Source organism: Mesorhizobium sp. WSM4850 (assembly GCF_055811735.1).
This window is the reverse complement of the sequence record NZ_JBVVPV010000011.1, coordinates 36,675-62,351: the sequence shown is the minus strand read 5'-3', so window position 1 is coordinate 62,351 and position 25,677 is coordinate 36,675. Positions and strand designations below refer to the sequence as shown.

Here is a 25,677-nt window from a genome sequence, read left to right as displayed (position 1 = left end):
CATAGGTAGATGGGGAAACCGGGTTCGTGTGAGTGACAATCTTGTCGCGAATTGCATCTGATATGAAAATGAGATGAAAAAGGTTGACGCATGACGCGCTGGCAGCTTGCTCATGGACGGCATCTCGATCTTGGCGCGCAATCGTTGCTGATGGGGATTTTGAACGTCACGCCGGACAGTTTTTCCGACGGCGGAGAATTCGACCGGCCGGAGCGGGCGCTGCAGCAGGCGCGGCGCATGATCGGCGAGGGCGCGGCGATCATCGATGTCGGCGGCGAATCCACCCGGCCCGGCGCCGGCGCCGTTTCTGCGCGCGAGGAACAATCGCGCATCCTGCCGGTCATCGAGGCGCTGTCGTCCGACGGCGACAGCCTGGTTTCAGTCGACACCTACAGGGCCGAGACGGCGCGGCTGGCGGTCGCCGCCGGCGCGCATATCGTCAACGACGTGCATGGACTGCAGCGCGAACCCGACATCGCGCAGGTCGCGGCGGAAACCGGCGCCGGCCTCGTCATCATGCACACCGGGCGCGGCCGCGAAAAACTGGCGGATGTGATCGCCGACCAGTTCCTGTTCCTGAACAGATCGCTGGAGATCGCGCGCGACGCCGGCATCGCGGACGAGCGGATTGTGCTCGACCCCGGCTTCGCTTTCGCCAAGGACGGCGAGGAAAACCTCGAGCTCATGGCTCGCTTCGGTGAGTTGTGCGCGCTCGGTTTTCCATTGCTCGTCGGCACGTCACGCAAGCGCCTTGCCCGTCAGCTGGTCGGCGGAAGTGACGAGGGGCGAGACGTCGGCACAGCGGCAACAAGCGTCATCCTGCGGCTGAAAGGCGCTTCGATCTTTCGCGTGCACAACATTGCCGTCAATCGCGACGCACTGGCATTCGCCGACGCGGTGCGCGAGCGCGAGACCGGGGAAGAGATCAGGCGGGCTCGGTGACGACGCCGATCCGTCGGTAGACGAATTGTTCGTCGTTCGAAGGAACTGCCGCAGCACGCTGGGCTTCGTCGATCAGCATGGCCATGCGCGCATGGATCGGCGATTTCGCGCAAGCCGGGTCCGTCGCGGCGGCGTCGCCGGCAATCGCCATCGCCTGGCAGCGGCAACCGCCCCAGTCGATCTCACGCCGTTCGCAGCTGCGACAGGGCTGCTGCATCCAGTCGGTGCCGCGAAAGGCGTTGAATGCCGGCGAATCGGTCCAGATTTCGGCCAGGCTGCGCGGGCCGAAACGCTCAAAACTGAGCGACGGGATGGTCTGTGCGGCATGGCACGGCAGCACGGCGCCGTCCGGCGCCACCATGAAGGCGTCGCGCGCCCAGCCGCCCATGCACGGCTTGGGATAGATGGCGAAATAATCCGGCGTGACGAAATCGATGTTCATGATGCCGGTGAGCCGTTCGCGCGCCGCCGCGACGATCTCCGCCTGACGGTCGACCGCAGCACGCTCGGGCATCAGTTGATCGCGATTGGTCAGCGCCCAGCCGGCATACTGCACGTTGGCGATCTCAAGCCGCTCCGCGCCGAGCGAGAGCGCCAGGTCGATGAATTCCGGCACTTCCTCGATGTTGTGGCGATGGATCGGCGCGTTGATGGTAAGCGGCAGGCCGGCTGCGCGGGCGCGGCGTGCCGTCTCCAGCTTCTTTTCGTGGCCGCCTTTGTGATTGCCGATGCGGTCGGTGGTCGCCGGCCGTGCGCCTTGAAAACTCAGTTGCAGATGGTCGAGCCCGGCTTCGGCAAATGCCTCGATGCGGCCTTCGGCAATGCCGACGCCGGCGGTGATCAGGTTGGTGTAGACGCCGCGCGCCGAAAGCCCGGCGATCAGTTGCTCGAGGTCGCGGCGCAGCGTCGGTTCACCGCCCGACAGATGCACCTGGAGAACGCCGAGATCGGCGGCCTGCGAGAACAGATCAAGCCAAGTCTGTGTATCGAGTTCGCGATTGGCTTTCAGCAATTCGAGCGGATTGGAGCAATACGGGCATTGCAGCGGGCAGCGATGCGTCAGTTCCGCCAGCATGCCGATCGGAGGGAGAAGGGGCTCGCTCATAGTTTTACCAGCAGCTTGTCCGACCATTCTTGCAGGAAGGCGACGACGTCGGCCGCCACCGCCTCCTGTTCGGCGTCATAATCCGCGGCAAGCTCGGCGATGATGTGGCCGACCGTGGACCGTCCATCGCAGCGGCGCAATATATCGAGGCTGATGTCGTTCGGCCAAAACACCTTTTCCGGCGAAAGCACGGCGAATGCCTGCCGCACGGGATCGTACTGTATGCGCACGTGCTTCGGCAGCGACGGCACCGATCGCGGTGAAACCAAAGCTCTTTCGCGCAGCGCCATCATCGGACTGGCTCCGGACGGAAGGCGCCGGGAGGGATGTTTCCCGGCTGGCCATAGGCGTGTTGAAGCGCGTCGAGCATGGCCCACAGTATATCGCATTTGAACACCAGCGCATCGATCGCCTGCTGCTGGCGTTCCGCCGTGTCGGCATGGCCGAGCACGTAAGCGAGGGCGAAGTCGGCGTCGCGCGAGGCCTGTTCGGGCCGTCGGCTGAAATAGGCCAGCGTATCCTCGGTGATGTAGTCGTATTTGGCCAGCATCGCCGGGACCCGTTCGCCGATGATGAGCGGCGAGAACATCTCGGTCAGCGACGAGGCGACCGCCTCGAACAGCGTCCGGTTCGTGCAAAAGGCGAGGTAGGCGCCGACCGCGAAACGTGTCGCCGGCAACGCCAGCCTTTCGCTCTTCACGTCATCGGCATCGAGGCCGAGCGAGGTCGCCAGATGCAGCCAGCGCGCGATGCCGCCGCTCCAACCGTCCTCGCCATCATGGTCCTCGATGCGTTTGCGCCAGGCGGCGCGAAACGCCGGGTCCTGCGCATGTGCGAGGATCATGGCGTCCTTGCGCGGGATGACGGCCTGGTAGCAATAGCGGTTCAGCGCCCAGGCCTGCATCTCGGTCCTCGACAGCGCACCGCTGGTCATCCTGTGGTGGAAAGGATGGCGGTTGTGATAGCGCTCGGCGCCGACCTGCCGCAGCACGGCTTCGAGCTCGCTGGAGGACAGGCCGTTCCTGGCCGCGTCGTGGAAATCACTCAAAATTCCATCTCCATCCCATCGCGGGCGACTTCCCAGCCAGCCGCTTTGACCGCTGCGTGCTCGGCCGAATTCTCGTCCAGAACCGGATTGGTGTTGTTGATGTGGACGAAGACACGGCGGCCGATCCCCACATCGGCCAGGCCGGCGATCGACCCCTCGTCTCCCGACATGGCCAGATGCCCCATGCGCGCACCGGTCTTTTGGCCGACGCCGGCGGCAATCATCTCGTCGTCGGTGTAGACCGTGCCATCGAACAGGACGCAGGCGGCATCGGCCAGGCGCGTGCGCAGGGCTGCATCGATGCGCGCGCAGCCTGGGATGTAGAAGACGGAGCCGTGACTGCCGGCACCGCCGATACGGACGCCGATCGTGTCGCCGGCGTCGGAACTGAAATTGGCTTCCGGCCGGCTTCTTTCCTCGAGATAGAGGGCTATCTTGCCGGGCACGGGAAAACTCTCGACAGTCACGCCGGTGTCGTGGCCGTCTGCGTCGCATATCGCCAGTTCTTCGGCCGGCGGCAAGATGCGTCGCGGCACGAGCGCTGGATCGAGGACATTGAAGATCGAGTTCGCTTCCAGCGTCTCCAGCACCTGTGTCGTTGCGTAGATGGCGAAGGGCTGCCGCTCACGCAGGCTGAGCAGGCCGGCGACATGATCGACATCGGCATTGGTCAGCACCACCGCGCGGATAGGCGTCGAACGCAACGGCGCATCCTGCGCCGGCTGCAATTCAGGCGTTTGCGCAATCTGCTGGCGGATATCGGGCGAGGCGTTGAAGAGAACCCAGCCGGCCCCATCCACTGAGGCGGCGATGCTTGATTGGGTTCGCGAATGCACGCCAGCCATCCCGGTGCGAGCCGCGCGGCTCAGGCGATAGTTGCAATTCCACTGCGGGAAGCCGCCGCCTGCCGCCGAGCCGATGATCTTCAAGCGCATTGCAATGCCCGCTCTGCGGCTTGTTCAACCAACAGCAAATTTTCGACCGCGAATGGCTTCGCGCCCGCATTGAACGCGTCAAAGCCTTTCACGAAGACCTCGCGCGGCAAGACAGTGCGTGTCCCCGTTGCCGGGGACACGCACCTCTGCGGCCTACTTCTTGGGAGTAATTTCAGCAGGCAGATACCGCGAAATCTCGAAGCCCGCAGCAACTTGGCACATGGTCGGTTTTGTCCAGCTCTTCTTCATGGCATATCTCCTCTTCTACCAGCCCGAAGGGGCCGATCCTTTTCTCAGTCAACCATTGCTGGGCACCATTGCAATGGCTCGTCCATCAGCTCTCAAAATGGACAAATGAAACGGCAGGTTCTGAAAAGTCGAAAAACAAGAAAATAACAATGCTCATGCTCAATTGCTAATCACATAAGGCATCCTTTCCTCCAGCGGAAGGTTGGCACGTTCCCATCCATCGGCGCCGGGCGGATACCAGATCACCGAACTGTAGCCCCATTCGATGGCCCGTTTCGCAGCATTCCACGACATCCAGCAATTCGTCATGCAATAGAACAGAATGGCACGCGACTTGTCGGGACCGGCTTCGGCCGCGAGGCCTTGGCGAAAATAGTTGGCGGTCTCCTCGGAGATAGCACCGTAACCGACATTGGCCAGCCAGGTGCTGCCTGGGATGTCCTTTCTGATCTTGGCTCTCCAAATCGTTCCCGCCGGCAAATTAGCCGGCTTCGGCGTGTTAGGCATGACGTCGAAGAACACCGCCTTCTTCTCCCGCCACAGCGCCTCCGCCTCCGCCGTCGTCACGACCTTCGCGCCCTGCAGCGTCTGCGGCACCGGCGCCCGATAGTCGTCCGTCCGATAGCCACCGGGCTCGGCGATATCGCCAGCCCACATCGGTTCGGTCAGACCGAGAAGGCTCGCGGCAACCAGCAAAATCGTCTCCTTTCCCTTCATGCGTTTCTCGTCATTGCGTGATCGGATTATCGTGTTCGTCGATCAGCGGCACATCGTAGTCCAGCAGGATCCTGGTGATCTCCGCCTGGTTTTCCCTGATCACCCGGTTGAGCGTCCGCTTCCATTCCTGGTCGGATGGACGCACGCCCATGGTGATGCGGTATGACATGCGTGAGCCGGTCTTTTCCTTCACCAGCGGAACGATCGTGAGATCGGCGCCGAGTTGCTTGGCGTAGTAGCCTGCCATCGGTCCCCACATGACCGCCGCATCGATCTTGCCGGCGAGCATGTCCTTGATCATGACTTCCCCCATGGAGGGGGTGAGGCGGGTATCCACCGCCAGCGGATAGATCTTTGCCGTTCGCATGAGCTTGTTGGCGGCCATGTTGGCAGTCGGCGGTGTGCTTTCGACGACGCCGATCCTCTTGCCAGTGAGTTTCGGATCCTCGATGGTCTCGACGCCTTCCATGCCGTTGCCCTTCGGGTGCACCAACACGTAGGACGAGCGATAGTAAGCGTTGGTGTTTTGCACCAGTTCATCGCCCTGGGCATAGCCCATGATGATGTCGCATCGGTTGGCCGCCAGCGTGTTCCGCACAAAGCCGGCGACAAGAGGAAACCATGTATAGGCGACGGACTTTCGGCCGGTTTTCGCGGCGACCAGGTCGGCCAGCCGGTTTTCGAAGCCTTCGCCGCTCTCGTCGGTGAACGGCATGTTCGAAGGATCGGCGCAGACGCGCAGAATTTCTGGGTCGACCAGTTCGCCCGCGGCACCAAGGCCGGCGTCCTGCGCCTGGGCGTTCGCAGACAGCAAGGCGAGTGCGCCGAGCATCGGCAGGACAAAACACAGCTTCAACGCGTCACGGCCAATCATATCATCCACCCATGCAGGATGCTTCGGCATCCTTCGCTGCCTGTGGCTTGTCTGCTTTCTTCGGCGGCCTGCCGCGCGGCGCCGCACCGTCGGCGCGGGCACGCAGATAGACGTAGAGATCATCCATGTAGCAATAGACGTTCTTGTTGTCGCCAAAGGCAGGCATGACATTTTCCTTGCCGCCGCCGACATTCTTGCGGCCCTCGGCGACGATCGAGATGAAGGTGGCGTAATCCATAGTTTTCAGGCTGTTGAGCAGGGCCGGCGCATAGCTCGAACCGGTGCCGTCCGGTCCGTGACAGACATGGCAATCGGAGTGATACCGGCGGTAACCGCTGAACGTATACCAGTCGACGGCTCCGTTTTCGATCTTGAAGGTCGGATTTCCGTCCGCGTCGAAATGCTTGCCGCCTTCTTCCGTCACCGCCTTGGCTTTTTCAGCGCTGTCCTGGGCATGCGCGAGGCTTGAACTTGCCAGAGGCAGCGCCAGGGCGAGAGCGGAAATTACAATGCGAACGGTCATTCAGCTACTTCCTTGATTTCTTGATTTCGCCTGCACACGGTTTTGCTGTCGTGAAGCGGCATGGATCGATGTGGGTGCGCGGCGAAATTGAGAGCCCGGTCCTGGCTTCCCGGTGATCCGGGCTCTCGCTTTTCAAGCCTTGGTCTTCTCACGCCCGAGGCGTGCTCCCGTATATCAGTCCGGGAGGCCGAAGACGGTGAGCTGGCCACCCAGCGTCGTGTAGTCGGCAAGTGCTGCGTAGCCACCGACCGCGCCCAGACCAGCAGTTCCAACGACCGCAGCCTCGTCGCCTTGCGCACGGCCCTGATCGACGGCGCCATGCCAGGCAGCGGCGTTGTCGGGCGAAAGCAGTCCGCCTGCCAGACCGATACCGGCCCATCCACCGACGCCGGACAGAACGGCGATGTACTGCTTGCCGCCATTCTCGTAGGCCGTGATGTTGCCGATGATGCCGGACGGGGTCTTGAACTTGTAGAGTTCATTGCCGTCATGATCGACCGCCTTGATGTAGCCCTCGAGCGTGCCGTAGAAGACCACGTCGCCTTCGGTCGCCAGCGCGCCCGACCAGACCGAGAATTTCTCGGGCTTGGACCAGACGATCTCGCCCTTGGCAGCATCCCAGGCAATGAAGTTGCCCATGTGGTCGGCTCCAGGGGGAGGATACATCGACACGGTGGCGCCCACGTAAGGCTGACCGGCGGTGTAGCTCACCTTGTAGGGCTCATAGTCCATGCAGACATGGTTTGTCGGCACGTAGAACAGACCGGTCTTCGGCGAATAGGTCGCCGGCTGCTGGTCCTTGGTTCCAAGCGCGGCCGGGCAGATGCCCGTCGAGTTGGTGTCTTCGCCGTTCTGCTGGGTCGAATATTTGGCCACCACCTGCGGGCGGCCGTACTGGTCGCTGCTGGGGTCCATGTTGACTTCCGTCGCCCAGTTCACCGCCGGATCGTATTTCTTGGCGACGAGAAGCTCGCCATTGGCGCGATCCATGGTGTAGGCAAAGCCATTGCGGTCGAAATGCACCAGCACATCGCGCTTGGCGCCCTTGATGTCCATGCCGTCGACAAGGATCATCTCGTTGACGCCGTCATAATCCCACTCGTCATGCGGGGTCATCTGGTAGAGCCACTTGGCCATCCCGGTATCCGCATCGCGAGCCATGATCGTCATCGACCAGCGATTGTCGCCCGGCCTCTGGACCGGGTTCCAGGTCGATGGATTGCCGGTGCCGTAGTAGATCAGGTTAAGCTTGGGATCATAGGCGTACCATCCCCAAGTCGTGCCGCCACCGGTCTTCCACTGCTCGCCTTCCCAGGTGTTCGTGCCCGAGTCCGCGCCAACCGGTTTGCCGAGATGGGTGGTCTTTTCGGGATCGATCAGGGTTTCTGCATCGGGTCCCGTCGAATAGGCCCGCCAGGCAAGCTTGCCATCCGAAAGATTGTAGGCCGAGAGGTGGCCGCGAACACCATATTCGGCGCCGGAGATGCCGACGATAACCTTGTCCTTGACGACCACAGGCGCCGACGTGCCGGATTCGCCCTTTCCGCCGTCGATCTGATCGCCGTTCTTGACCGTCCAGACGACTTTGCCGGACTTGGCATCGAGCGCCACGACGGTGGTGTCGGCCTGGTTGAGGATGATCTTGCCGTCACCATAGGCAACGCCACGGTTGACCGTGTCGCAGCACATGATGCCAATAACATTCGGGTCTTGCTTGGGCTCGTATTTCCAGAGGATCTTTCCGTCATTCTTGAGATCGAGAGCATAGACGGTGTTCGGGAACGGCGCGTGGACATACATCACATCGCCGATGACCAGCGGCCCGCCTTCATGGCCGCGCAGCACGCCAGTGGAGAAGGTCCACTTGACCTGCAGGTTCTTCACATTGTCCTTGGTGATCTGGTTGAGCTTGGAAAAGCGGGTGTTGGCGTAGTCACCCGTCTGCATCACCCAGTCCTTGGGGTTTTCGGCCATTTTCATCAGTTCTTCATTGGCCGACGTCATGTGGACCGCGCCGAACGACATGAGCGCCGCGGTCGTTAGTAGGTAGGCAGTTTTCGCTAATACACGCATCAAAGTCCTCCCAGGGTGCACAATGACGAATCGTCCGTTGAGCCCACCAGGGCTTGCCCAAGCGATTCATGTGGGGGAAGTATTTCCGGCAGCGTGTCACGACCTAAGCCGAATGAGCAGAGGGCACCGTTACTGCCCATCCCACCTGGCCTACGAAAGACTGTCGCCGCTCCCTAATTGACGGTGACGCCCTTGAAGCCGGAAACAGGATGAAGCTATGTCATCCCCAGAAGGAAGGCAAGAAAAATCACTTCCATCTATGTTGCACTGCAATATAGAGAAATAGATATGAAAAAATCCGGACTGAAAGCTATTGATCGACTGTGGATGAAGCGCGATTTATATAAGTGGTTAAATTTTACGTATTTTTTGGGCAAAATGTATTGATTTTTATTTGGGAATATTCGCTGGATCGTATGATTTTAAGTATGCGCGCGTAGCTTCGGGTGCCGATAGTGGAGGAGACCTGAAATCAAGCTCAGCACCAGGATTCGGAGCCGATGTTCGTGCTGTCGGGGAGGCCTTTTGCCGGCCGGGACCGCCCTGTCCTTTGGTACTATATGGCCTGCATGAGAACTTGACGGGCGTGGCGACAGGAGGCCAACTGGTGCGGTGATCCGTCTCGATCCATTGGGCTCGATCTGTCACGTTCCGGGCCAATCGGAGGTTCCCCATGATCAGATATGTCGGCTTTTCGAGCTTGCCGCTGTTGCTCACGTCGGCCCTGGCCTTCGCCAATCCGGCCGGCGCCGCCTCAGATTATCCGACGGTGACGGTTGTCGACTATGTGCTCGGCTGCATGCAGACGAATGGCCAGACACGTCGGGCGCTGGAGAGCTGTTCCTGCTCGATCGACGTCATCGCCTCGATCCTTCCCTTCGAGGACTATGAAAGGGCCGAGACCTTCAAGAGCATGTCCCTGACGACAGGGGAGCGTTCGGGACTGTTCCGCGAAAGCGCGCCGGCAAAAGCCGCAAGCACGGGACTGAAGCGCGCGCAGGCGGAAGCCGACGTGCGCTGCTTTTAGACGCTGTGTAAGACCGCCGACGGCGGCTGCATACGGTTTCGAGGCTTCAAAGCCCCGTAGCCTCCAGCGGCCATTGATTGCGAAATACCTTGCCGTCCGTATCGATCGCTTCGACCTGGATTTGGCCAGTGCCGTGCGCGGTGAAATCGAACCGGAAATTGGGATCTTCCGAAATCGATATCCCCCCTTCCATCGACAGGATCAGCCGGTCTGCCTGCGAGACCGACAGTTTCTGAACGAAATGCGCGGGGATGAAATACTGGGTCAAGGGGTTGCGCTGCAGGCCCGAATTGTTCGGGTGGCGGATCATCAGCTGCAATTCCTGCGCCTTTGTCATCGTCTCTTGCGGCGGGAATTGGCGCAGCTTCATCTGCCCCATCGTTGCCATCGCTTCGTCCTGGTTCTTGAGCGCCGGGGCGGAGCATCCGCCTGACGCCTTGACGAAGGTCTGGGCCATGTGAAGCTCGCCGCCCTGCGTCTCTGCTATGGCACGCAGATAGGAATAGTCGTCGACGCGCACGCGCGTCGACAGATGTGTCACACCGGCGTCCTTGCCGATCTCGAACGTCGCCGCGACCGGCGCTGGATTGACGTCGATGATCAAGGTGACGGATTTGATGCCGGCGGGCGCCTTGGTCGGGTCGATATAGATGTCGACAGGCACGATGGCGGCATCCTGCGCCCGCTTCGGCGCCTCGATCCTGACGACGCCGCTATCGACCAGAATTGCCCGATCGCCGAACACGTCGCCTTTCAGATCCTGCCAGATCCTGTCCGAAGAGGCGGTTGTCTGCTGGGCGTTGGCGGCGCCGGAGGCGCCAAAGAGCGCGCCGATGGCCAGGATGATCGCGGCGAAGACGGCCGCCAGCGGCAAGCCGAGCTGCCGGCTCCGGTAAGCGTGGTTCTGCATTTCGATGCCTCCACCAATGTCAGAGAGGTGGTGCCCAGGCCGATGTCGAGGATAGACCCTTGACGATGCGTTGGCAAATCGATCCCATCTCATCACCAGGGCAATCGATTCAGACAGATGATGGCGTCCAATCTGTGCGAAGGCGATCGATTGTCGATGTCGGCGCTGCCCCTCATCGCCCTGCCGGGCACTTCTCCCCGTGAAGGACGGGGAGAAGGGGCTTAGCCGCAACGCTGGCGACCCCCTCTCCCCGTTTTTCACGGGGAGAGGGTAAGGGTGAGGGGCAGCGCCGACCTGAATCGATTGCCCCAACTTCATCACGTCCAGCGCATGTCACTGTCGTCTATTCCCATTCGAGTTCGGCAAAGGCGGCTGTTGCATTGCGCTCGTTGTAGTCGTCGAACAGATGCCAATTGCCCCGTTCGCTTGCGCCGGCGGTCTTGACGGCGTCGCGGAGCGGCGTCCCGTTGGCGATCGCCTTGCGAACATCGCGCGCCAGAATCTCGAAATAGCGCCGCTCTCCCGTCAGCGCCGCCGGCCAGTCGGCCGGCACCGGGCCATGACCCGGCACGACGCGCGTGGCGCCAATCGCGGCGAGCCCATCCATCTGGCGGAGCCAGCCGAGCAGCGATCCGTCGAGCGTCGGCAAGGAACCGATGAAAACCAGATCGCCGGCAAACAACGTGCGGGTCGCGCTGTCGAAGACGGTCAGGTCGTTGTCGGTGTGAGCCGCCTTCCATGCCTGCAATTCGAGCACGCGTCCGCCGAGGTCGAGCTGCAGGCGATCGTCGACCAGCATCGTCGGCGGTATGATCTCGATCCCTTTGATAAGCGCGTCGCCGATCTGTTCGCGAAAGCTCTGCAGGTAGAAGGCACCGCGCGCCTCGAGGGCACGCGGCAGATTGTGGTGGCCGACGATGGTGGCGCCGATCTGCCGGAACGCCGCGTTGCCGAAGACATGGTCGGGGTGCATATGGGTGTTGATCAGGTAGCGAACCGGCTTGGCGCTTATCTTGCCGATCGCGGCGATGAGGGCGTTCGCCTCAATCAGGCTGCCGCCGCTGTCGATGACGGCGACGGCGTCGGCGCCGACGACGACGCCGAGGTTGGAGATCGCGCCCTGGTTGGCTGCGCTCATCAATTCATCGACGCCCTGGAAAGCGAAGACGCCGTCGGCGACTTTCCTGAGCTTGAATTCAAGGCCGTAGGCTGCGGCGAGAGCGGCCCGCCCGAGGCAACAGGGCAGCATCGCGGCGCTGACCGCGGTGCAGGCGAAGCCGTTCACAAGCTTGCGTCGTATCCTGTCGATTGGCATGGCTTCCTCCCAATTCCGAACTGTACGGCGATCAGGCCACGCCCGGAAATTTTTGCTGGAACGACCGCAAAAGGTCGCTCATCACCTGTGGATTGCGATAGTGCCGCGGCAGCCTTACGTCGAACATGCCGAGGACATGCGCCGGCCGTTGCGCGAGCACGATGATGCGGTCCGACAGCATCAACGCCTCGCGCAGATTGTGGGTTACCATCAGGGCGGTCGTGGGCCGCGCCGACCACACGGTCAAAAGCAGGTGTCGAAGCCGCTCGGCGGTCCGTTCGTCGAGTGAGGCAAAGGGTTCGTCCAGGAACAGCACCGCCGGTTCGGTGGCGAAGGCCCTGGCAAGCGCTGCCCTGCGCGCAAGGCCGAGCGAAAGCTCCGCCGGATAGAGCGAGCGCATTCCGGCGAGGCCGAGCGTGTCGAACAGCCCGTCGAGGTTCTTCGTTCTCAGGCTTTTCGGCAGCGCCAGCCTGACATTCTGCTCCACTGTTCGCCACGGCAGCAAGACCGGCTCCTGGAATACGGCGGCGATCCGGTTGGAGCCGCCTTCAGGCAGTTGGAACGAGCCGGAAAAGTCCTTGTCCAACCCAAGCAGGATGCGCAGCGTCGTGGTCTTGCCGCAGCCGGACGGCCCCAGCAAGCAGGCGAATTCGCCTTGCCGGACCTCGAAGGAAAGGTCCTGGAGCGCCGTGATCGAGACGCCTTGCGCGGACCTGAAAGTCTTTTCGGCGATGTCGACCCTAAGCGGGACGACGGCGCCAACGGGTTGCATGTCGTTCAACGGGCTGCACCAGAAGGAGTTCGATGACAAGCATCACCGCCACGAAAGTCAGGGTGTAGGCAAGGATGGCGGCGACGTCGAAGAGCTGGAAATAAAGATAGATCTGGAAGCCGACGCCGTTGGAGCGGCCGAGCAGTTCGACCACCAGGACGATCTTCCAGATGAGAGCGATGCCGGATCGTGAGGCGGCGGCAAGATAGGGCTGCAGTTGCGGCAGCAGGACATGGCGGGCGCGGTCGAGGAGACCGAAGCGGTAGACGGCGGCCATTTCGGCGTAACTCGGATCAAGCGCTCTGGCGCCCTCGCGCATCGTCACCACGACATTCGGGATCTTGTTGACGGCAACCGCGCCAATGGCCGCCGCTTCGTTGAGGCCGAACCAGATGTAGGCGAGCACGATGACCACCAGCGCGGGAATGTTGAGGAACAGGACCACCCAGGGAGCGAAGAACCGGTCTGCGCTGCGGTGGCTGCCGAGGAGGACGCCGATGACCGAGCCAACAACCATCGCGACGACATATGCCGCGGCAACCCGGCCGAGCGTCGCGCCAAGATGGTAGAAAAGATCGCCGTTCGCCGCCTCTGCGAGCAGCACCTGCCAGACCTGTCCCGGCCCTGGAAAGGCACGGCTCGGCCAGGCATTTGCCGCAAGGCCCCACAGCAGGCCAAGCCCGAGCAGAGAGGCCGCGACCGTCAGCACCGGTGTCAGCGCCGCTGCCAGGCCGGATTGGCTGGACATGCCGGCCGCAGCGCCAGGCGGGCGATCGCCGGTATCAGGTGCGCTCATTGCTTGGGTACCTGCCAGAACGTGCCGGGCGCCATCTCCGGCGCGCGGCCGACCAGCTTTTCGCCGCCGATCTCGGCCAGCACGCGGTAAAGCCTGCCGGCGTCGGCCGCATCCTCGGCGACGGGGCGTCTGGGAATGCCCTCGCGATAGCGGTCACGCAGTCTTGCCAGTTCCTCGCCTTGCGCGCGGATATCAAGCGCAAGGCGCAGCCACTCATCGTCGGATCTGGCCAGCAAGTCCTTGGACTGCGCCGAAGCCTTGATGAAGCCGCTGATAGCGTCCGGATTTTCGTTCGCCCATTTGTCATGAAAGACATAGCCGAGCGCCGATACGGCGCCTGAGGCCCCGAGCGCTTTCGCCGCAGCATCGGCGCCGATCAGCCGACGAAAGCCGTTTGCTTCGAGCCGGGCGCAAAAATGCCAGAAATTGAGCACCGCATCGAGCTCGCCCTGCATCGCCTTTTCCGAAATCAGCGGCGGCGCACCAAAGACGATGTCGCTGGTTGCCGCCAGGTCGAGGCCGTGATCGCGTCTGGCCAGCGCCTGGATCAGCAGCCAGCTTTTATCGAGAGGTCCGCCGGCGACGCCGAGCTTTTTTCCCCTGAGATCGGTGATCGTGCGGATCGGCGCTCCCTCCTTCACCATGATCGCCCCGACGGCGGTCGAATAGGGGACCAATGTGAGGTCTACGCCTTCGGAGCGCTGGCGCGAGACCCACAGCCAGTCGGAGACGATCATGTCGATCGCGCCGGCTAGCAAGGCGACGTTGGTTGCATCCTCGCCGGCGAAATCGACGACCTCCAGATCGATACCGTTGGCTGCGTCGAACCTGTGGTGCTTCAGCGTGTCAAGAGCCCAGCTCACGGTGCCGAATTTCAGCACACCGATGCGAACCCGGTTCGTGGCGAATGAGGGCTTTGGGACAAGCGCCGCGGCCGTTCCAAGAGCCGCCAGCCGGAGCGTTCCTCGACGCGAAATCATGATGATGTCTCCTCCCGGGGCCATAACGGGCCGGGGCGCCGAGCAGATCGCACGGTCTTTGTTCGGCAAAGCGCATTTCCAGCGCTTGACCTTGCGGGTCGGGTGTTCCTGCGACCATTTCGCGATTTCGGTGGGCGCCAGCATCATGCATTGGAACAGAGAGCCGCGGCTCTCGAAATAGAGATGTTCGTCTCGGCAATTGCCCGGATTGGCAATCAGGCAAACCGTCAATATGAGGTCGACCATATCCATTCAGCACCTCTTGCGCGCTTGAAGACGCCCGCTTTGGCGAAATCCGGCCCGATCCGCGAGCCTGGACAAAATCGCCAGCTGCCGGAGTCCCGAGGTGCCCATGGAAAACCGGAATGGTTTGAGGCTACGCGTTCGCCCGATGGCCGTCAATCGCGCCGTCGGTGAAGCTGCCGATCTCCCCCCTTGCGGGGGAGATGCCCGGCAGGGCAGAGGGGGGTGCTGTCCCTCCGACCTGTCGATCAATTACAGCCACACCCTCAGGCTGATTTCCGGTTGGGATGGATAAAGCCGAAAGTTGGCGATCCTTCCCACCCCCCTCTGTCCTGCCGGACATCTCCCCCGCAAGGGGGGAGATTGGATGTCGCTTCGGCTTTCGCCAGCCTTCAACGCTGGAAGGCAGCGCAAACCCGAAGCGACTGCCTTGAACTTGGGTAGCGGTTGACATCGCTCATCTGCCGGGTAGCTTCCAGGATGCAGGCGCTGCAACTCCACAAGGGAGAAGCTCTCGCTCTGCATAAAACGATGCATGCCGATGATCAGACAAAGGCATGCGCAAATCGTCCAGGGCACCTTGACGATCAATGAGGAAATGCCATGCGTGCAGTCGCATTTTTCGCCGTCGTGTCCGTTGCGACGTTTATTACAAACCAATCGCAGGCACAGGATGCCGCCGCGGGTGAGAAGGTCTTCGCCAAATGCAAGGCCTGCCATGTCGTCGACGAGGACAAGAACAAGATCGGTCCGTCGTTAAGCGGCGTTATCGGCCGGACGGCCGGCACGCATCCGGGGTTCAAATATTCCAAACCGATGGCCGAGGCGGGCAAATCCGGCGTCAAATGGGACGAAGCCACGCTGACGAATTATCTTCGCGACCCGAAGGGCATGATCAAAGGTACGAAGATGGCGTTTCCCGGTCTCAAGAAGGACGAGGATCTCGCCAACGTCATCGCCTATCTGAAGCAATACTCCAAATAACCCGGTTTTTCCGCAGGAAATAACCCGGTTCTTCCCCCGGAAGTAACCCGGTTCTTCCCCCGGAAGTAACCCGGTTCTTCCCCCGGAAGTAACCCGGTTCATCCCCCGGAGTAACGCGACTTCGCCGGCCGTTCGCAAACTGCGTTCGGCCGGCGCCCGCACTGGTTGGCGCCGGTCAAGCGGCGTCTTGCAGCCTGCGCATGGCGGAAGGCAGATCGAGCAGGCCGTCGCAAACCAGGTCGGCGGCAAGCGCTTCAACGGCAATTTGGGTGTAGCCGCCACGCAGCAGGATAGCCGGCATGCCGGCGGCGCGGGCGGCGGCCACGTCGGCGCCGCTGTCTCCGACCATCAGCGCGTCACGAGGCTCGACCTGAAGCTGGTCGAGCGCCAGCAGCAGAGCGTCGGGTGCCGGTTTCAGGCAAGTCACCGCGTCTCCGCCGACGATCGCGCCGAGATGGTCCGTCAGCCCGAAATGCAGCAGGATTTCGCGAGCCGCCAGCTGCGGCTTGTTGGTCACCACGCCCATGGCTATTCCGCTCAAATGGAAGTGGGTGAGAACCTCCCTGACGCCGGGCATCAGCGTCGTCAGGCCGGTCAGATGTCTGCGGTAGATCGGCGCCATGGCACGGTTGGCCTCGTCGAGGGCGCTGCCGAGGAGCGGCGCGCCGGATGCCGCGAAGGCTCGCTCGACCAGTTTCCTGACGCCGCCGCCGATCATCGCCTTGACCAGTTCCAGGCGCAGCGGCGGTAGATCGCGACCGGCCAGCAATTCGTTGACCGCGGCGGTTATATCGGGCGCCGAATCGACCAGCGTGCCGTCGAGATCGAACAGGATCGCCTTCGGCGATCGAAACGGCCTACTCATGCCGACGTTCATGCGGCGTCCTTCCACTTGATCGAGCAGCCGATCGAAGCGATCTGGTCCAGCGGTCCGTCGCCGGTTCGGGCGATCTGTCTCATCGCCTCGAACAGGTCGCGTCTCAGTCCGGGCGGTCCGGCGTCGCGCCGCGCCGCGTCCAGCCGGCCGCGATATTGCAGCGTCAATTCGCTGTTGAGCCCAAAGAAATCCGGAGTGCAAACGGCTCCATAGGCACGCGCCACCGTCTGGCGCTCGTCGTGGAGGTAGGGGAAAGTGAAGCCGTTCGTCCTGGCGAAGAGCTTCATGTTGTCGAAGGAATCATCCGGATAGGCGTCGGCATCGTTGGAGTTGATCGCGACAAAGCCGATGCCTTCGGGCTTGAGGTCGTCGGCATCGCGGACGATGCGGGAAATCACCGCCTTCACGTAAGGGCAGTGGTTGCAGATGAAGGCCACCACCAGCCCGTTCGGACCGGCGTGGCTGAAGATCGAATGCGATTTGCCGTCGACGCCGGGCAAGACGGCATCGATGGCTTGCCAGCCGAAATCGCAGACAGGTGGGATTGCCCCCATGTTGTTCCTCCGATGAAATGGTTTACGCGGCTTTCCGGATCGCGCCGTCGGCTGCCTGCCTGATGGCGCCGATATTGGCGCGATAGGCCGCCTCGCTGCCGCCCTTGAAGATAGCCGAGCCGGCGACCAGCACATTGGCGCCGGCCGCGGTGACCAGCGGAGCGGTCTCGGGGGTGACGCCGCCGTCGATCTCGATGTCGATCGGGCGATTGCCGATCAGCGCCTTGACCCGCCTGACCTTGTCGACGACCGCCGGAATGAAAGCCTGGCCGCCGAAACCCGGATTGACCGTCATCAGAAGCACCAGATCGAGCCGGTCGAGCACATATTCGATGACGCTTTCCGGCGTCGACGGGTTCAGCGACACGCCGGCCTTCTTGCCGAGATTCCTGATCGCCTGCAGCGAACGGTCGAGATGCGGCCCGGCCTCGGCATGCACGGTGATGATGTCGCAGCCGGCCTCGGCGAAGGCGGCGAGATAGGCGTCGGCCGGCGCAATCATCAGGTGACAGTCGAAGACCTTGTCGGTTCGGTCACGGATCGCCTTGATCACCGGCGGGCCGAACGTGATGTTGGGCACGAAATGGCCGTCCATCACGTCGAGATGGATCCAGTCGGCACCCGCCCGGACGACTGCTTCGACCTCGTCGCCGAGCCGCGAGAAATCCGCAGAAAGCACCGAGGGGGCGATGATTGTCTTGGTACCCATGGTCGTCGGCTCCATTCCGTCTTCGGTTTTCGGTCGCTGCACACCAACCGGCGTCATCTTGTCAGCGCGCCTTCGTCTCCGGTTCGCCTTCGAGCTTGCCTTCTGCGAAAACGCGGCTGCCGCGAATATCGGATTCCTCAATGGTGATAAGGTCGATCTTCGTCAACACCCGGTCTCGCGACGTGAAAAGCCGGTTGGCCTGGCGAAGCCGCGCCCGGTCGAGCCCATTGCGGACCGAGCGAGCGTTGGAGAAATGCGGCAGCCGCATGCGGATCGGCAGATACTCTTCGAGCGCCTTGGCCGCCGCCTCGCTGAGACGATAATTCTGTTCCGCCAGCATGATCTCGGCGATCGATTTGAGCTCGCCGACGCCGTAGTCGGGAAAATCGAGGTGGTGGGCGATGCGCGAGCGCATGCCGGGATTGCTGTTGAAGAAGCGGTCCATCTTGTCCTTGTAGCCGGCAAGTATCACAACCAGGTCGTCACGGTTGTTTTCCATGCATTGCAGCAGGATCTCGATCGATTCCTGGCCGTAGTCGCGTTCGTTCTCGGGCTTGTAGAGATAGTAGGCCTCGTCGATGAAAAGCACCCCGCCCATGGCGCGCTTGATCACTTCGCGGGTTTTGGGCGCGGTGTGGCCGACATACTGGCCGACGAGATCGTCTCGCGTCACTGCGACCATGTGGCCCTCGCGGACATAGCCGAGACGATGCAGGATTTCGGCCATCCTCAGCGCCACGGTGGTCTTTCCGGTGCCGGGGTTTCCGGTGAAGTTCATGTGCAGGGTCGGCGCGCCCGAGGTCAGGCCGAACTTGCGGCGAAGCCGGTCGACCAGGAGCAGCGCCGCGATCTCGCGGATGCGGGTCTTGATGGGCTTCAGCCCAACGAGTTCGCGGTCGAGCTTGCCCAGCACCTCATCGATGTTGGACGCCTCGAATTCGGCCTGCAGATCGACTGATTCGTCCGGCGCGGCAGTGCCCTTTGCTATCGCGTCCAGCATGGTTTCGGCTAGCTCCGCTCGCCTTCGGGCCTGTCGGTCGCATAAGGCACGATCGAATAGCCCTGGCTGCGGCCGTCGCGCTCCTGGCGCAGCAGCCGGAACCCGGGTTCGTTGGGCGGCCGGTTGACGATGAACGACATGCGCGGCGCTTCCCAGCCCTTGCTCGAATCGAAGGCGGTGACCCGGACATACATGTTGGGCATGGCTTTCCGGCAATTGTTGACTTCAAGCAGGATGCCCGCCGGGTCCTTCAGGTCGAACATCGGGTTGCCGTACATTTCCCAATAGGTGTTTCGCGGATGCGGATCGTCAGTGTACTCGACGCTGACCGCCCAGTGGTTTTTCAACGCGTATTTGATCTGCGCCGAAATCTGCTCATCGGTCAGGTCGGGCAGGAACGAAAACTGTCCCTGCGTGACCTTGTTTCCCGGATTGGTCATCATGGCGACGATTCCTTTCGTCTAGAAGCTGGGCGTTGCGGTTGGGACGAAGTCGGCCGTGTCGGTCGATTCGTAGTTGAAGGTGACGTCCTTCCAGGTCTCCAGGGCCGCCTTCAGCGGCGTGCACCATCTGGCCGCCTGTTCGAGGATTTTGGTGCCTTCGCGCAGATAGTCGCGGCCCTCGTTGCGGGCGAGGATCATCGCCTCCAACGCGACGCGATTGGCCGTTGCGCCGGCCTGGATGCCGTCCGGATGGCCGATCGTGCCGCCGCCGAACTGCAGGACGACGTCCTCGCCGAGATAATGGATCAGCTGGTGCATCTGGCCGGCATGGATGCCGCCCGAGGCGACGGGCATCACCTTGTTGAGCGAGGCCCAGTCCTGGTCGAAGAACAGCCCGGTTTCGAGATTCTGCGGCGTGCGCTCCTCGCGCAGCGTGTCATAGAAACCCTTGATCATCAGCGGGTCGCCTTCCAGCTTGCCGACCACCGTACCGGCATGGATGTGGTCGACGCCGGCCATCCGCATCCATTTGCAGATGACGCGAAAATTCATGCCGTGGTTCTTCTGGCGCGAATAGGTCGAGTTGCCGGCGCGGTGCAGGTGCAGGATCATGTCGTTGCGGCGTGCCCATTTGGCCATCGACTGGATCGCCGTGTAGCCGATGACCAGGTCGATCATGACGATGCAGGAGCCAAGCTGTTTTGCGAATTCGGCGCGCTCGTACATCTCCTCCATTGTGCCGGCGGTGACGTTGAGATAATGGCCCTTGACTTCGCCGGTGGCGGCCGACGCCTTGTTCACCGCCTCCATGCAGTAGAGGAAGCGGTCGCGCCAGTGCATGAACGGCTGCGAGTTGATGTTCTCGTCGTCCTTGACGAAGTCGAGGCCACCCTTCAGCGCCTCGTAGACGACGCGGCCATAGTTGCGGCCTGACAGGCCAAGCTTCGGCTTCGTCGTCGCGCCGAGCAGCGGCCGGCCGAACTTGTCGAGCCGCTCGCGTTCCACCACGATGCCGGTCGCCGGGCCCTGGAAGGTTTTCAGGTAAGCCACTGGGATGCGCATGTCCTCGAGCCGCAAGGCCTTGACAGCCTTGAAGCCGAACACGTTGCCGATGATCGATGCGGTCAGGTTGGCGATTGAGCCCGGCTCGAACAGGTCGAGGTCGTAGGCGATGTAGGCGAAGTACTGCTGCTCGGTCTTGGTGCCGGGACCGGTGTTCGGCACCGGCTCGGATCTGAACGCCTTGGCGCGGTAGAGCTCGCAGGCGGTCAGCCTGTCGGTCCACACCACCGTCCATGTCGCGGTGGAGGATTCACCGGCGATGGCGGCCGCCGCCTCCTCGTGGTCGACGCCTGGCTGCGGCGTGATCCGAAACATGGCGATCAGGTCGGTCTCCTTGGGCCGGTAGTCCGGCTCCCAGTAGCCCATCTTCTTGTAGGGGATGACGCCCGACTTGTAGCGTTCCTTGCCTTCCTTGAGCGTGCCAGCTGACGGCATGTCGATCTTGTTCATGACAGGTCTCCTGTTTGCCGCTCAGGCGGCTTTCGCGGTTGCGATTTGCGGATCGAGTTTTCCCGCGGCGTAACGTTTGGCCATCTCGTCCATGGCGATGACCCTGATCTTCGAGGCGTTGCCGGCGGTGCCGAAGCGCTCGAAGCGATCGCGGCAAAGGTCGCGCAGGGCATCCATGGCGGGTTTCAGGAATTTGCGCGGATCGAATTCGCGCGGGTCTTCCGTCGCGACGCGGCGGAACTGCCCGGCCATGGCCATGCGGCAGTCGGTGTCGATGTTGACCTTGCGCACGCCGTAACGGATGCCGCGCTCGATCTCCTCGACCGGAACGCCAAAGGTCTGGGGCATCTCGCCGCCATATCGGTTGATGACGTCCTGCAGTTCCTGCGGCACCGAGGAAGAGCCATGCATGACCAGATGCGTGTTGGGCAGCTTTTCGTGGATCGCCTCGATTACCTGCATGGCGAGGATGCCGCCGTCGGGCTTGCGGCTGAATTTGTAGGCGCCGTGCGAGGTGCCACAGGCGATCGCCAGCGCGTCGACCTGGGTGGCGGTGACGAAGTCGACCGCCTGATCGGGATCGGTCAAAAGCTGGTCGTGGGAAAGCGCGCCTTCGGCGCCATGCCCGTCCTCGGCCTCGCCCTGGCCGGTTTCCAGCGAGCCGAGCACGCCGAGCTCGCCTTCGACGGAAGCGCCGACCCAATGCGCCATGCGTGCGACACGTTCGGTGATGGCGACGTTGTAGTCATAGCTTGCCGGCGTCTTGGCGTCCGCCATCAACGAGCCGTCCATCATCACCGAGGTGAAGCCGTGGCGGATCGCCGAAAGGCAGGTGGCTTCGTTGTTGCCGTGGTCCTGATGGATGCAGAGCGGAATGGCCGGATGCATTTCGGTCAACGCCTCCATCATCTTGGCCAGCATGATGTCGTTGGCATAGGAGCGGGCGCCGCGCGAGGCCTGGATGATGACCGGCGCATCGCAGGCCCTGGCTGCCTCCATGATGGCAAGGCCCTGTTCCATGTTGTTGATGTTGAATGCCGGAACGCCATAGCCGTGCTCGGCGGCATGGTCGAGAAGCTGGCGAAGGGTGATGCGGGCCATTTTTGGGGTCCTTCCTAGATGATGAGCTTCAGCGCCGCTGCGGCGACGGCTTCGGGCGTGATGTCGAAATGCCGGTAGAGATCCGGGGCAGGGGCGCTGGCGCCGAAACCGGCCATGCCAACGAACACGCCGGTATCGCCGATCCAGCGGTCCCAGCCGAGCCGTGCTGCGGCTTCGACGGCGATGCGCGGCGCCGAGCCGAGGACCGCCTTGCGGGTGCCGGCATCCTGTTCCTCAAACAGCTCCCAGCACGGCATCGAAACGACCGCGGCGGCGATGCCGTGCTCGGTCTCCAGCCGTTCGGCGGCGGCAACGGCGATCTCGACCTCCGAGCCGGTGGCGATCAGCGTCACGGCGCGGTGCCCGGCCGGCTCGCGCAGGACATAGGCGCCCCGGCTGGACAGGTTCTCTTCGCTATCTGTGTGGCGCAGCATCGGCAGGTTCTGCCGCGAGAGCACCAGCACGCTCGGCCGGTTCTTGCTCTTCAGCGCCAACTCCCAGCACTCCGCCGTTTCGATGATGTCGGCCGGACGGAAGATGTTGAGGTTCGGCGTCGCCCGCAGCATCGCCAGGTGCTCGATCGGCTGGTGGGTCGGGCCGTCCTCGCCGAGGCCGATGGAATCATGCGTCATCACATAGATGACGCGCTGGCCCATCAGCGCCGAGAGCCGCATCGCGCCGCGGGCATAGTCGGCGAAGCACAGGAAGGTGCCGCCATAAGGCACGAAGCCGCCATGCAGCGCGATGCCGTTCATGGCCGCGGCCATGCCATGCTCGCGGATGCCGTAGTGGATGTAGCGGCCGGCATAGGCACCAGGCGCTATGCGAGCCATGCCCTTGGTGATCGTCAGGTTCGAGTGCGTCAGATCGGCGGAGCCGCCGACGGTCAGCTCGGTTGCGGCGTTGATGGCGCCGAGCGCCATTTCGGAGGCTTTTCGCGTTGCGACCTTGGTCGCCTTCTCGACATGCTCCTTGCGGAAAGCGGCGAGCGCTTCGAAGACCGCGTCGGGCAGGGTGCCGGCGACCGCACTCTCGAAGGCCTGGCGCTGCGGCGAGGCGGCAAACCGCTGCTCCCAGGCGTGCCGCGCCGCTTGCCCGCGCTCGGCACTTTCGCGCCAGGCGAACAGGATGTCGTCCGGCACCTCGAACGGCGCGCAGGCCCAGCCGATGTTCTCGCGCGTCGCGGCGATCTCGGCATCGCCCAGCGGCGCGCCGTGCGTCTTTTCCGAGCCGCCCAGATTGGGCGCGCCCTTGCCGATCACCGTTCGGCAGGCGATCAGTGACGGCCGGTCCGACTGCTGCGCCGCTTCGATTGCCGCAGCGACGGCTTCCGTGTCGTGGCCGTCCACCGACTGGACATGCCATCCGGCGGCTTCGAACCGTCCCGGCTGGTCCATCGATGTCGACAGCGACGTCGGTCCGTCGATCGAGATCGCATTGTCGTCCCAGAAGACGATCAGCCGGGCGAGCTTCAGGTGACCGGCAAGGTCGATCGCCTCGTGGCTGATGCCTTCCTGCAGGCAGCCGTCGCCGGCGATCGCGTAGGTGAAATGATCGACGAGATCGGCGCCGTAGCGGGCAGCAAGCATGCGCTCGGCCAGCGCCATGCCGACGGCGGTCGAAATGCCTTGCCCTAGCGGACCGGTCGTCGTCTCGATGCCAAGCGCATGGCCATATTCGGGATGTCCGGCGGTGCGGCTGCCCAGCTGGCGAAACCGCTGCAGTTGCTCGATCGGCATGTCTTCGTAGCCGAGCAGGTAGTGCAGCGCATATTGCAGCATCGAGCCGTGCCCGGCCGAAAGCACGAAGCGGTCGCGATCGGGCCAGTTGGGCGCCGACGGATCGATGTTGATGAAGCGGCCGAACAGCACCGTCGCGACGTCGGCCATGCCCATCGGCATGCCCGGATGACCGGAATTGGCCTCTTGGACGCTGTCCATCGCCAGCGCGCGAATGGCGTTCGCCATGTCGCGCTCCGAGACGGCGGCGACGGGCTTCAGGGCTGCTGCTTGGCTGTTCATGGCGTCCTCCTCACGACACACGGTTCTTGCGTTCGATCAATTGCAGGATGAGCGGCGTCAGGATCAGCTGCATGGCAAGATCGAGCTTGTTGCCTGGCACCACTATGGAATTCGGCCTCGACATGAAGGAGTCGTGGATCATCGAAAGCAGGTAGGGGAAATCGATGCCGCGGGGATTGGCGAAGCGGATGACCAGCATCGATTCATCGGGCGTCGGGATCCAGCGCGCGATGAACGGGTTGGACGTGTCGACGATCGGCACACGCTGGAAGTTGATGGCGGTCTGCGAGAATTGCGGGACGATGTAGCGGACATAGTCCGGCATGCGGCGCAGGATGACGTCCATCACCGCCTCGGTGGAATAGCCGCGGGTTGCCCGGTCGCGATGGATCTTCTGGATCCATTCGAGATTGATGACCGGCACCACGCCGATCCTGAGGTCGGCATGCCTGGCCAGGTCTATCTTGTCGGTGACGACGCAGCCATGCAGGCCCTCGTAGAAGAGCAGGTCGCTCGGCGGGAATTCGCGCCATTCGGTAAATTGCCCCGGCGGCGTGCCGTACTGCTTCTCCTCGTCCTCGTCATGGATGTAGGTGCGGGTCTTTCCGGTTCCGCGGCGGCCATATTCCTCAAACACCTCTTCGAGGATTGCGAGCTCGTTGGCCTCGGCATGGAAGTGGGTGAAGTTCGGATTGCCGGCCTTCTCCTCCTCGGCCACCTTGACCTTCATCGTGGCGCGGTCGTAGCGGTGAAAGGCATCGCCTTCGATGAAGGCGGCGTCGATGTTCTCACGCCGGAAGATCAGCTCGAAGATGCGCTTGACCGAGGTGGTGCCGGCGCCTGACGACCCGGTGATGGTGATGATGGGGTGCTTTGCCGACATGATGCTCAGGCCCTGAACAGGCCGCGGCGGCTGAACAGCGGCGCACGCTCGCCGATCGCGCTGGGCTCGGTGTGGTAGCGGGTGATGCGTGCGACTTCGCGCGGCGATCCGAACACCACGGGCACGCGCTGGTGCAGGCCCTCGGGCTCGATTTCGAGGATGCGGGTGATGGTGTCGGTGGCGGCGCCGCCTGCCTGTTCGATGAGATAGGCGATCGGGTTGGCCTCATAGACGAGGCGCAGCCGTCCCTGGCGGTAACCCTTGCGCTTGTCGCCTGGATAGAGGAAGACGCCGCCGCGCATCAGTATGCGGTAGCAGTCGGCGACGAGGGAAGCGATCCAGCGCATGTTGAAGTCCTTTCCGCGTGGGCCTTCAGTGCCTTCGAGGCAGTCGTCGATGTAGAGCCGCACCGCCTCGTCCCAATGCCGGTAGTTGGCGGCGTTGATGGCGAACTCCTGGGTACGCTGCGGGATGATCCGGCTCTCGTAGGCCTGGACGAAGGTGCCGAGCCTGGTCGAGAGAACGAAGACATGCGTGCCGCTGCCGAGCGACAGGACCAGCGCCAGCTGTGGCCCGTAGATGAAGAAACCGGCCCCCAGCTGGTTCACGCCCGGCTGCAAAAAAGAGGCGGCCGGATTTTCGTCCGGCGCGCCAGTTGCAGGGAGGAGCGAGAAGATCGTTCCGATCGACACGTTGGTGTCGATGTTGGAAGAGCCGTCGAGCGGGTCGATGGCGATGGCGAGAGGCGCCTGGCTGTCGAGCAGGACCGGCTGCTCCAGTTCCTCGGAGGCGTAGAGCGCGACCGGAGCGTGGCGCATGGCGTCGAGGAAGATGTCGTCGGCGAAGATGTCGAGATCCTTCTGGATGTCGCCGTCGGCATTGGCGCTGCGGGTCCCGGCAAAGGCGGTGCCGAGCACCCCCTGATTGATTGTGTTGCGGACCTTGGTGGCGGCCTGCGTCAGCTGACGGACGGTCGCGACGACGGCCGAACGCAGCTCGTCGGGCGGGCCGAGATAGGAATTCAGAAATGCGTCGAGCGTTGCCGCTGGCATCGTAACCTCCCGATCCAGCCGCAACTCCTCCG

The 25,677-nt window shown here is 62.8% G+C and carries 27 protein-coding genes; 4 read left to right on the top strand and 23 right to left on the bottom strand.

Translation table 11 applies throughout. The features are described from left to right. Window positions 1-90 precede the first annotated feature (90 nt). On the top strand, window positions 91-942 hold the full coding sequence (gene folP, locus AC0L2Z_RS13695) for a dihydropteroate synthase (protein WP_473628294.1): 852 nt from the start codon (window positions 91-93) through the stop codon (window positions 940-942). On the opposite strand, the gene pqqE is transcribed toward folP, so the two are convergent. From pqqE to pqqB, 4 genes are read right to left on the bottom strand one after another with little or no spacing between them, the layout of a single operon-like run. After that, window positions 926-2,047: a pyrroloquinoline quinone biosynthesis protein PqqE gene (pqqE, locus tag AC0L2Z_RS13690; protein WP_473628292.1), complete on the bottom strand. Its 1,122-nt coding sequence runs from the start codon at window positions 2,045-2,047 to the stop codon at window positions 926-928. The two genes, folP and pqqE, sit on opposite strands and share 17 nt — an antisense overlap. Continuing rightward, entirely contained in the window at window positions 2,044-2,340 is a 297-nt protein-coding gene (pqqD, locus tag AC0L2Z_RS13685) for a pyrroloquinoline quinone biosynthesis peptide chaperone PqqD (protein WP_128166389.1), read from the bottom strand. Before pqqD ends, pqqE begins: the two co-directional genes overlap by 4 nt. Then, entirely contained in the window at window positions 2,337-3,095 is a 759-nt protein-coding gene (pqqC, locus tag AC0L2Z_RS13680) for a pyrroloquinoline-quinone synthase PqqC (protein ID WP_473477705.1), read from the bottom strand. The genes pqqD and pqqC overlap by 4 nt, the downstream gene beginning before the upstream one ends. Then, entirely contained in the window at window positions 3,092-4,030 is a 939-nt protein-coding gene (pqqB, locus tag AC0L2Z_RS13675; RefSeq protein WP_473628290.1) for a pyrroloquinoline quinone biosynthesis protein PqqB, read from the bottom strand. Before pqqB ends, pqqC begins: the two co-directional genes overlap by 4 nt. A gap of 220 nt (window positions 4,031-4,250) precedes the next feature. On the opposite strand from pqqB, the gene AC0L2Z_RS13670 reads away from it, so the two are divergent. Beyond that, window positions 4,251-4,388 carry a hypothetical protein gene (locus AC0L2Z_RS13670; RefSeq protein WP_023797673.1) on the top strand — a complete coding sequence of 46 codons (138 nt, stop codon included), beginning with the start codon at window positions 4,251-4,253 and terminating at the stop codon, window positions 4,386-4,388. 50 nt (window positions 4,389-4,438) lie between these two features. On the opposite strand, the gene AC0L2Z_RS13665 is transcribed toward AC0L2Z_RS13670, so the two are convergent. The 4 genes from AC0L2Z_RS13665 to AC0L2Z_RS13650 all read right to left on the bottom strand — a co-directional run bounded on the left by AC0L2Z_RS13665 (window position 4,439) and on the right by AC0L2Z_RS13650 (window position 8,466). Further along, complete coding sequence (locus AC0L2Z_RS13665) at window positions 4,439-4,996, bottom strand: PQQ-dependent catabolism-associated CXXCW motif protein (protein ID WP_473628289.1); 558 nt, start codon at window positions 4,994-4,996, stop codon at window positions 4,439-4,441. Between the two features lie 10 nt (window positions 4,997-5,006). Beyond that, on the bottom strand, window positions 5,007-5,870 hold the full coding sequence (locus AC0L2Z_RS13660) for a quinoprotein dehydrogenase-associated putative ABC transporter substrate-binding protein (RefSeq protein WP_473628287.1): 864 nt from the start codon (window positions 5,868-5,870) through the stop codon (window positions 5,007-5,009). 1 nt (window position 5,871) lies between these two features. Beyond that, a complete protein-coding gene (locus tag AC0L2Z_RS13655) occupies window positions 5,872-6,393 on the bottom strand; it encodes a c-type cytochrome, methanol metabolism-related (protein WP_473628286.1) in 522 nt (173 codons plus the stop codon). A gap of 174 nt (window positions 6,394-6,567) precedes the next feature. Further along, on the bottom strand, window positions 6,568-8,466 hold the full coding sequence (locus AC0L2Z_RS13650; protein ID WP_353682499.1) for a methanol/ethanol family PQQ-dependent dehydrogenase: 1,899 nt from the start codon (window positions 8,464-8,466) through the stop codon (window positions 6,568-6,570). A gap of 673 nt (window positions 8,467-9,139) precedes the next feature. Here AC0L2Z_RS13650 and AC0L2Z_RS13645 point away from each other — a divergent pair. Beyond that, window positions 9,140-9,493 (top strand): hypothetical protein, encoded by a 354-nt coding sequence (locus AC0L2Z_RS13645; RefSeq protein WP_023797678.1) that lies wholly within the window; start codon window positions 9,140-9,142, stop codon window positions 9,491-9,493. Window positions 9,494-9,539: 46 nt separating this feature from the next. Here AC0L2Z_RS13645 and AC0L2Z_RS13640 read toward each other — a convergent pair whose 3' ends face one another. The 5 genes from AC0L2Z_RS13640 to AC0L2Z_RS13620 all read right to left on the bottom strand — a co-directional run bounded on the left by AC0L2Z_RS13640 (window position 9,540) and on the right by AC0L2Z_RS13620 (window position 14,518). Next, on the bottom strand, window positions 9,540-10,403 hold the full coding sequence (locus AC0L2Z_RS13640; RefSeq protein WP_287225661.1) for a quinoprotein dehydrogenase-associated SoxYZ-like carrier: 864 nt from the start codon (window positions 10,401-10,403) through the stop codon (window positions 9,540-9,542). A gap of 343 nt (window positions 10,404-10,746) precedes the next feature. Beyond that, a complete protein-coding gene (locus AC0L2Z_RS13635; RefSeq protein ID WP_473628285.1) occupies window positions 10,747-11,718 on the bottom strand; it encodes a quinoprotein relay system zinc metallohydrolase 2 in 972 nt (323 codons plus the stop codon). Between the two features lie 31 nt (window positions 11,719-11,749). Beyond that, window positions 11,750-12,490 (bottom strand): ABC transporter ATP-binding protein, encoded by a 741-nt coding sequence (locus AC0L2Z_RS13630; protein WP_036261082.1) that lies wholly within the window; start codon window positions 12,488-12,490, stop codon window positions 11,750-11,752. Beyond that, window positions 12,459-13,238 (bottom strand): ABC transporter permease, encoded by a 780-nt coding sequence (locus tag AC0L2Z_RS13625; protein WP_287259163.1) that lies wholly within the window; start codon window positions 13,236-13,238, stop codon window positions 12,459-12,461. Before AC0L2Z_RS13625 ends, AC0L2Z_RS13630 begins: the two co-directional genes overlap by 32 nt. Window positions 13,239-13,282: 44 nt before the next feature. Beyond that, window positions 13,283-14,518, bottom strand: a complete 1,236-nt coding sequence (locus AC0L2Z_RS13620) for an ABC transporter substrate-binding protein (protein ID WP_473628283.1) — start codon at window positions 14,516-14,518, stop codon at window positions 13,283-13,285. 594 nt (window positions 14,519-15,112) lie between these two features. Between AC0L2Z_RS13620 and AC0L2Z_RS13615 the strand changes: the two genes are divergently transcribed. Beyond that, window positions 15,113-15,493 (top strand): c-type cytochrome, encoded by a 381-nt coding sequence (locus tag AC0L2Z_RS13615; protein ID WP_027151302.1) that lies wholly within the window; start codon window positions 15,113-15,115, stop codon window positions 15,491-15,493. A gap of 175 nt (window positions 15,494-15,668) precedes the next feature. Here the strand turns inward: AC0L2Z_RS13615 and gph are convergent, their stop codons facing one another. The 10 genes from gph to AC0L2Z_RS13565 all read right to left on the bottom strand — a co-directional run bounded on the left by gph (window position 15,669) and on the right by AC0L2Z_RS13565 (window position 25,645). Further along, entirely contained in the window at window positions 15,669-16,370 is a 702-nt protein-coding gene (gene gph / locus AC0L2Z_RS13610) for a phosphoglycolate phosphatase (RefSeq protein ID WP_473628282.1), read from the bottom strand. Continuing rightward, a complete protein-coding gene (locus AC0L2Z_RS13605) occupies window positions 16,367-16,924 on the bottom strand; it encodes a thioredoxin family protein (RefSeq protein ID WP_473628281.1) in 558 nt (185 codons plus the stop codon). The genes gph and AC0L2Z_RS13605 overlap by 4 nt, the downstream gene beginning before the upstream one ends. Window positions 16,925-16,946: 22 nt before the next feature. Next, window positions 16,947-17,633, bottom strand: a complete 687-nt coding sequence (gene rpe / locus AC0L2Z_RS13600) for a ribulose-phosphate 3-epimerase (RefSeq protein WP_473609338.1) — start codon at window positions 17,631-17,633, stop codon at window positions 16,947-16,949. Between the two features lie 61 nt (window positions 17,634-17,694). Beyond that, window positions 17,695-18,633: a CbbX protein gene (gene cbbX, locus AC0L2Z_RS13595; RefSeq protein WP_473628279.1), complete on the bottom strand. Its 939-nt coding sequence runs from the start codon at window positions 18,631-18,633 to the stop codon at window positions 17,695-17,697. An 8-nt stretch (window positions 18,634-18,641) separates the two neighbouring features. Beyond that, window positions 18,642-19,076 (bottom strand): ribulose bisphosphate carboxylase small subunit, encoded by a 435-nt coding sequence (locus AC0L2Z_RS13590; RefSeq protein WP_023797690.1) that lies wholly within the window; start codon window positions 19,074-19,076, stop codon window positions 18,642-18,644. Between the two features lie 18 nt (window positions 19,077-19,094). Then, the gene (locus AC0L2Z_RS13585) at window positions 19,095-20,588 is read right to left on the bottom strand and encodes a ribulose-bisphosphate carboxylase large subunit (protein WP_023797691.1); all 1,494 of its coding nucleotides are present in this window, start codon (window positions 20,586-20,588) and stop codon (window positions 19,095-19,097) included. Window positions 20,589-20,609: 21 nt separating this feature from the next. Continuing rightward, window positions 20,610-21,689: a class II fructose-bisphosphate aldolase gene (gene fba / locus AC0L2Z_RS13580; RefSeq protein ID WP_287076246.1), complete on the bottom strand. Its 1,080-nt coding sequence runs from the start codon at window positions 21,687-21,689 to the stop codon at window positions 20,610-20,612. 14 nt (window positions 21,690-21,703) lie between these two features. Beyond that, the gene (tkt, locus tag AC0L2Z_RS13575) at window positions 21,704-23,710 is read right to left on the bottom strand and encodes a transketolase (protein ID WP_473628278.1); all 2,007 of its coding nucleotides are present in this window, start codon (window positions 23,708-23,710) and stop codon (window positions 21,704-21,706) included. A gap of 10 nt (window positions 23,711-23,720) precedes the next feature. Then, a complete protein-coding gene (locus AC0L2Z_RS13570; protein ID WP_023797694.1) occupies window positions 23,721-24,593 on the bottom strand; it encodes a phosphoribulokinase in 873 nt (290 codons plus the stop codon). Between the two features lie 5 nt (window positions 24,594-24,598). Then, the gene (locus AC0L2Z_RS13565; protein WP_473628277.1) at window positions 24,599-25,645 is read right to left on the bottom strand and encodes a class 1 fructose-bisphosphatase; all 1,047 of its coding nucleotides are present in this window, start codon (window positions 25,643-25,645) and stop codon (window positions 24,599-24,601) included. Window positions 25,646-25,677 lie beyond the last annotated feature (32 nt).

What these genes read in the sequence shown, in the direction of transcription:
- folP (WP_473628294.1), top strand. Translation starts at nt 91, where the DNA reads ATGACGCGCTGGCAGCTTGCTCATGGACGGCATCTCGATCTTGGCGCG.
- AC0L2Z_RS13625 (WP_287259163.1), bottom strand. Translation starts at nt 13,238, where the DNA reads ATGTCCAGCCAATCCGGCCTGGCAGCGGCGCTGACACCGGTGCTGACG.
- AC0L2Z_RS13565 (WP_473628277.1), bottom strand. Translation starts at nt 25,645, where the DNA reads ATGCCAGCGGCAACGCTCGACGCATTTCTGAATTCCTATCTCGGCCCG.
- cbbX (WP_473628279.1), bottom strand. Translation starts at nt 18,633, where the DNA reads ATGCTGGACGCGATAGCAAAGGGCACTGCCGCGCCGGACGAATCAGTC.
- AC0L2Z_RS13590 (WP_023797690.1), bottom strand. Translation starts at nt 19,076, where the DNA reads ATGATGACCAATCCGGGAAACAAGGTCACGCAGGGACAGTTTTCGTTC.
- pqqD (WP_128166389.1), bottom strand. Translation starts at nt 2,340, where the DNA reads ATGATGGCGCTGCGCGAAAGAGCTTTGGTTTCACCGCGATCGGTGCCG.
- AC0L2Z_RS13660 (WP_473628287.1), bottom strand. Translation starts at nt 5,870, where the DNA reads ATGATTGGCCGTGACGCGTTGAAGCTGTGTTTTGTCCTGCCGATGCTC.
- AC0L2Z_RS13585 (WP_023797691.1), bottom strand. Translation starts at nt 20,588, where the DNA reads ATGAACAAGATCGACATGCCGTCAGCTGGCACGCTCAAGGAAGGCAAG.
- AC0L2Z_RS13670 (WP_023797673.1), top strand. Translation starts at nt 4,251, where the DNA reads ATGGTCGGTTTTGTCCAGCTCTTCTTCATGGCATATCTCCTCTTCTAC.
- AC0L2Z_RS13605 (WP_473628281.1), bottom strand. Translation starts at nt 16,924, where the DNA reads ATGGGGGCAATCCCACCTGTCTGCGATTTCGGCTGGCAAGCCATCGAT.
- AC0L2Z_RS13640 (WP_287225661.1), bottom strand. Translation starts at nt 10,403, where the DNA reads ATGCAGAACCACGCTTACCGGAGCCGGCAGCTCGGCTTGCCGCTGGCG.
- AC0L2Z_RS13630 (WP_036261082.1), bottom strand. Translation starts at nt 12,490, where the DNA reads ATGCAACCCGTTGGCGCCGTCGTCCCGCTTAGGGTCGACATCGCCGAA.
- gph (WP_473628282.1), bottom strand. Translation starts at nt 16,370, where the DNA reads ATGAACGTCGGCATGAGTAGGCCGTTTCGATCGCCGAAGGCGATCCTG.
- fba (WP_287076246.1), bottom strand. Translation starts at nt 21,689, where the DNA reads ATGGCCCGCATCACCCTTCGCCAGCTTCTCGACCATGCCGCCGAGCAC.
- AC0L2Z_RS13615 (WP_027151302.1), top strand. Translation starts at nt 15,113, where the DNA reads ATGCGTGCAGTCGCATTTTTCGCCGTCGTGTCCGTTGCGACGTTTATT.
- AC0L2Z_RS13665 (WP_473628289.1), bottom strand. Translation starts at nt 4,996, where the DNA reads ATGAAGGGAAAGGAGACGATTTTGCTGGTTGCCGCGAGCCTTCTCGGT.
- pqqE (WP_473628292.1), bottom strand. Translation starts at nt 2,047, where the DNA reads ATGAGCGAGCCCCTTCTCCCTCCGATCGGCATGCTGGCGGAACTGACG.
- pqqB (WP_473628290.1), bottom strand. Translation starts at nt 4,030, where the DNA reads ATGCGCTTGAAGATCATCGGCTCGGCGGCAGGCGGCGGCTTCCCGCAG.
- AC0L2Z_RS13645 (WP_023797678.1), top strand. Translation starts at nt 9,140, where the DNA reads ATGATCAGATATGTCGGCTTTTCGAGCTTGCCGCTGTTGCTCACGTCG.
- AC0L2Z_RS13620 (WP_473628283.1), bottom strand. Translation starts at nt 14,518, where the DNA reads ATGGATATGGTCGACCTCATATTGACGGTTTGCCTGATTGCCAATCCG.
- rpe (WP_473609338.1), bottom strand. Translation starts at nt 17,633, where the DNA reads ATGGGTACCAAGACAATCATCGCCCCCTCGGTGCTTTCTGCGGATTTC.
- AC0L2Z_RS13570 (WP_023797694.1), bottom strand. Translation starts at nt 24,593, where the DNA reads ATGTCGGCAAAGCACCCCATCATCACCATCACCGGGTCGTCAGGCGCC.
- AC0L2Z_RS13635 (WP_473628285.1), bottom strand. Translation starts at nt 11,718, where the DNA reads ATGCCAATCGACAGGATACGACGCAAGCTTGTGAACGGCTTCGCCTGC.
- AC0L2Z_RS13655 (WP_473628286.1), bottom strand. Translation starts at nt 6,393, where the DNA reads ATGACCGTTCGCATTGTAATTTCCGCTCTCGCCCTGGCGCTGCCTCTG.
- tkt (WP_473628278.1), bottom strand. Translation starts at nt 23,710, where the DNA reads ATGAACAGCCAAGCAGCAGCCCTGAAGCCCGTCGCCGCCGTCTCGGAG.
- AC0L2Z_RS13650 (WP_353682499.1), bottom strand. Translation starts at nt 8,466, where the DNA reads ATGCGTGTATTAGCGAAAACTGCCTACCTACTAACGACCGCGGCGCTC.